Annotated in this window: 3 protein-coding genes; 2 read left to right on the top strand and 1 reads right to left on the bottom strand. The window is 74.3% G+C overall.

Going from position 1 to position 4,484, the window contains the following annotated elements:
- Nucleotides 1–1,147, bottom strand: a 1,147-nt coding sequence (locus AC5FZL_RS15630; RefSeq protein WP_493619806.1) for an Hsp70 family protein, incomplete at its 3' end; no start/stop codon positions are given.
- A 254-nt stretch (nucleotides 1,148–1,401) separates the two neighbouring features.
- On the opposite strand from AC5FZL_RS15630, the gene AC5FZL_RS15625 reads away from it, so the two are divergent.
- Both AC5FZL_RS15625 and AC5FZL_RS15620 read left to right on the top strand, forming a co-directional pair.
- Nucleotides 1,402–2,544 carry an IniB N-terminal domain-containing protein gene (locus AC5FZL_RS15625; protein WP_493619805.1) on the top strand — a complete coding sequence of 381 codons (1,143 nt, stop codon included), beginning with the start codon at nucleotides 1,402–1,404 and terminating at the stop codon, nucleotides 2,542–2,544.
- Between the two features lie 83 nt (nucleotides 2,545–2,627).
- The coding region (locus AC5FZL_RS15620) for a dynamin family protein (protein ID WP_493619804.1) at nucleotides 2,628–4,484 on the top strand (1,857 nt) is incomplete at its 3' end.

Here is a 4,484-nt window from a genome sequence, read left to right as displayed (position 1 = left end):
CGCCGGCGGCGCCGGAGCCCACCTCGAGGGGCCGCGCGTGAGCGGGCACCGCCACGGGTGGGGCGTCCCAGGCCGCCGTCGCCGCGAGCACCGCGCCGAGGGACACCGCGGCCTTGGGGTCGGCGTCCACGGCCACCGGGCGCCCGAGCTCGGCGGAGAGGAGCTGCGCCACCCGCGGCACGCGCGAGGACCCGCCGACCAGCAGGACCGCGTCGAGGTCCTCGGCGTCGACGCCGGCCGAGGCCAGGGCCCGCCGCAGGGCCTCGAGCGTCTCGTCCAGGGCCGGGGCGATCATCGCCTCGAACTCCGAGCGCACGAGCCTGACCTGCGTCTGGGTGCCCGGCAGCAGCACCGGGATGGTGGCCTCGGTGTCGCTGGACAGCGCCTCCTTGGCCTCCACGCACTCGCGGTGCAGGCGGCTCAGCGCCGTGCGGGCCTCCGGGTCGTCGGGATCGAGGTCGAGCAGGCCGCCGTCCAGGCTCGCCTCCACGTGCGCGAGGACCGCCTCGTCGAAGTCGACGCCGCCGAGGCGCTCCAGCCCCTCCGGCGCGCCCAGCAGGTCGAACGCGACCGCGCCGGTCTTGCGGGCGACGGCGGCGTCGAAGGTCCCACCGCCGAGGTCGTAGACCGCGATGGTGGCGCCCACGGGCACCCGCGCCTGCGCCGCGTAGTGCACCGCGGCGGCCACCGGCTCGGGCACGAAGGTGGCGTCCGGGACGCCCGCCGCGTCCAGCGCCTCGCGGAGGCGGGCCAGGCGGTGCTCGCCCCAGGACGCCGGGTGGGTCAGGGCGATGACCTCGGCCGCCTCGCCCTCGCGCTCGGCCGCCCGCTGGACGACCCAGCGGACCACCCCGGCGGCCACCTCCTCGGCGGTGACGACGGTGGCGCCCAGCACGAAGGGCACCGGGTCGCCGATCCTGCGCTTGAACTCCCGCACCACCCGGTCCGGGCGGCTCAGGCAGCGCCGCTCGGCCGCCTCGCCGACCAGCTGCTGGCCGTCGTCGCCGAGGAAGACCACGGAGGGGGTCGCGGTGGAGCGGCTGCCCAGCGGCAGGGGCTCGGGCGCCGCCGGGCCGTCCTCGCCCCGCCGGCGCAGCGCTGCAGCCGTGAACGTCGTGCCGAGATCGACACCGAGCGCATATGGCATGTAACACCCCCAATGCGGACCAATTACGGGTCGATGACGGTGGCCGCGTCAAGGGGGAGGGCTCGCGGAGTCGGGGGGTGCCCCCCGGAGGGGGCTGATCCCCCTAGGGGGGCTCCGCTCGCGGCCCGCGTCCCCCCGGGGGGTGCTCCCCGGCCAGGGGGGCGCCACCCGTGTGTCCGGTCCGCCCCGGATGCCTACCTTCGTCCCGTCCCGGACGGATCCGTCCGGCCGATCGGTGCGACGAAGGAGACGACATGTCGACGATGACGAGCTCGCTGCTGGACTTCATCCTCGGGCTGCTGCGCGACGACGAGAAGGCCGCGGCGTTCGCCGCGGACCCCGAGAGCGCCATGCGCGACGCCGGCGTCGAGGGCGCCTGCGCCGAGGACGTGGACGCCGTGCTGCCGGTCGTCCTGGACTACGCGCCGGTGACCGTGAACAGCTCGTCCTTCGACCGCGACTACAGCACCGGCGGCAACACCGCGGTGCTCGGCGCGCACCACGACGCGGACACCGACACCGACACCGACGGCGACGGCCCGTCCACCGCGCCGGGCTCGAGCGCGCCGCAGCCCGGCGCGAGCCCCGTGGACGCCGGAGCCGTGCAGCAGCTGCACCACATCATCAACAACTACTCGTACACGTCCGTGGACGACTCGGACACGATCTTCGACCAGTCGGTGAACCAGAACATCTGGGCGGACGGCGACGTCACGCAGCTCTTCGACAACCACTCCGTGATCGCCACGGGCGACGGCGCCGTGGCGGCCGGTGGTGACGTGGACGGCGTCGTGACCGGCGACCAGAACGTGATCGGCGAGGACAACAACGTCGGCAACACCGACAACTCGCAGCACGTCGACAACTCCGAGAACGCGGAGGACTCCTACAACGACAGCTCGGACAACTCCGTGGAGGACTCGGGCAACGACAACTCCGACCACTCCGTCGACAACTCGGTCGAGGTCGGCGACGTCGAGGTCGACGTCGAGGACTCGGGCAACGACAACTCCGACAACTCCGTCGACATCGAGGACTCGGGCAACGACAACTCCGACAACTCGGTGGAGGACTCGGGCAACGACAACTCCGACCACTCCGTCGACGTCGACGTCGAGGACTCGGGCAACGACAACTCCGACCACTCGGTGGAGGACTCGGGCAACGACAACTCCGACCACTCCGTCGACGTCGAGGACTCGGGCAACGACAACTCCGACCACTCCGTCGACGTCGAGGACTCCGGCAACGGGAACGACCTCTCGAGCAGCGACGACGACTCGTACACCGAGGTCGACGTGGAGGCCTCGTTCGAGCAGGACAACACCATCGACTCCTACAACGACAGCCTCGAGGTCGAGGACGTCACCGTCGTCGGCGGCGACGTCGAGGACTGATCGCTGCAGCACCCGGGCACCCGGCCGGGCAGGAGCGGACGCCGCCCCTGCCCGGCCGGGCTCGTCCGTGCTTGCATACGCCCATGACGGACGACGGTGTCCTGACCACCACGACGGCGACCACGACGACGGAGAGCACCGCGGAGCAGACCGCGCTGGTCGCGCGGGCCGTGCGGCTGGTCGAGGGGGCGGAGCGGCCCGACCTGCGGGCGCGGCTGCGCCACACCCGGCGGCGCCTGGAGGACCCGAGCGTGCGGGTCCTCGTCGTCGGGGAGTTCAAGCAGGGCAAGAGCGCCCTCGTCAACGCCCTGGTGGGCGCCCCGGTGTGCCCGGTCGACGACGACGTCGCCACCGCCGTCCCCACCGAGGTCGCCCACGGCGAGGTACCGGCCGCCGAGCTCGTGCGGGTGGCGGCCGGCACCGCCGACCCCGGGGCGGACGGCGGGGACGCGACGGACGACGTCCCGGTGGAGCGCACGCCGGTGGCCCTGGACCGCCTGGCCGACCACGTCACCGTCTCCGCGGAGCCCGACGGGGCCCGCCGCGTGCTGCGGGCGGAGGTCCGGCTGCCCCGGGCGGTGCTGTCCGGCGGGCTGGTGCTGGTCGACACCCCGGGGGTGGGCGGGCTCGGGTCGACCCACGCGCTCGCCACCCTCGGCGCCCTCGCCACGGCGGACGCCGTCCTGCTCGTCTCCGACGCCTCGCAGGAGTTCTCCGAGCCGGAGATGGAGTTCCTCCGCCAGGCGCTGCGGCTGTGCCCGACCGTGACCTGCGTGGTCACCAAGACCGACCTCTACCCGGCGTGGCGGCGCGTGGCGGACCTCGACCGCGCCCACCTGGCCAGCGCCGGGGTCGGGGTGCGCCTGCTGCCCGTGTCCTCCGCGCTGCGCTCGCAGGCGGTGCGCTCCGGCGACGCCGAGCTCCACAAGGAGTCCGGCTTCCCGGCCCTCGTGGCGCACCTGCGCCGCGACGTCCTGGACCAGGCCGCGCTGCTGTCCCGCCGCTCGACCCGCCACGACCTCCTGGCGGTCACCGAGCACCTGTCCCTGTCTCTGCGCGCGGAGCTGCAGGCCCTGGAGGACCCGGCGGGCAGCCCCGCCGTGGTCAGCGGGCTCCAGGCGGCGCGCGAGCGCGCCGACGGGCTGCGCAAGCGCAGCGCCCGGTGGCAGCAGACCCTCGGTGACGGCATCGCCGACCTCGTCTCGGACATCGACCACGACCTGCGCGACCGGATGCGCGTCATCGGCCGCGAGGCGGAGGAGGCGATCGACCAGGGCGACCCCGGGCAGGTCTGGGAGGAGTTCGCCGCCTGGCTGCAGCAGCGGGTCGCCGCGGCGGCCTCGGACAACGTCCTGTGGGCCGGTGAGCGCGCCCAGTGGCTGGCCGAGCAGGTGGCCCAGCACTTCTCCGACGACGGCGGCACCGCGGTGCCCGCCCTCGGCGGGGTGGGCGCCGACGGCGCCCTGGCGGCGGTGATGCCGCTGGACCGGGTCGACGACGGGCACGTCTCGCCGGCGCAGAAGCTGCTCATCGGGATGCGGGGCTCCTACGGCGGCGTCCTCATGTTCGGCCTGCTCACCGGCATCGCCGGGATGGCCCTGATCAACCCGATCTCGGTCGGCGCCGGCCTGCTGCTCGGCGGCAAGGCGTACGCGGAGGACAAGCAGGCCCGGCTCAAGCGGCGCCAGGCCGAGGCCAAGACGGCCGTGCGGCGCCACCTGGACGACGTCGTCTTCCAGCTGACCAAGGACGCCAAGGACCGCCTGCGCCAGGTGCAGCGCACGACCCGCGACCACTTCGCCGACCTCGCCGAGGAGCTGCACCGCTCGCTGCAGGACTCCGTCGTGGCCGCCCAGAAGGCGGCCAGGACCGAGTCGTCCCAGCGGGAGCGGCGCCTCGTCGAGGTGCGGGCCGCCCTCGCGCAGGTCGAGGAGCTCTCC

Source organism: Quadrisphaera sp. DVD1 (assembly GCF_058932755.1).
This window is presented reverse-complemented; position numbering and strand designations above follow the sequence as displayed.